This is a genomic window from Clostridium boliviensis (genome assembly GCF_033342255.1).
GTDB lineage: Bacteria > Bacillota > Clostridia > Lachnospirales > Lachnospiraceae > Lacrimispora > Lacrimispora boliviensis.
The window spans coordinates 1-311 of record NZ_JAWONS010000086.1; the positions used below are offsets into that span (position 1 = coordinate 1).

Sequence of the window (311 nt, forward strand, 5' to 3'; positions counted from 1 at the left end):
CAATGCGGTGATCCTGGGCTTCCTCGGCTCCTTCGTCGGGGCGCTGCTCTGGCTGGTGATCATCGGCAACACCGTCGGTTACATCTTTGTGCCGACGATGATCGTCCTGTTTTTTCACTCGGCGACCGCCGGGGTGTTCGGAAACGCCACGGGCGGCGTGCGCGGGGCCCTGATCGGAGGCTTTATCACCTCGACGGTGGTGGCCTGGGGGCAGTTCTTCATGGTCCGGTTCCTGATCGGGGGCACCATTCCCGACACGGCGATGTGGGCCGCCGACTCGGACATGTTTATCCTCGGTCCCGTCATCCACT

Annotated in this window: 1 protein-coding gene; it reads left to right on the plus strand. The window is 63.3% G+C overall.

Annotation, left to right across the window (positions count from 1 at the left end):
- Positions 1-311 (plus strand): PTS transporter subunit IIC (locus RZO55_RS03045; RefSeq protein ID WP_318062814.1); only part of this gene is annotated, 311 nt, incomplete at both ends.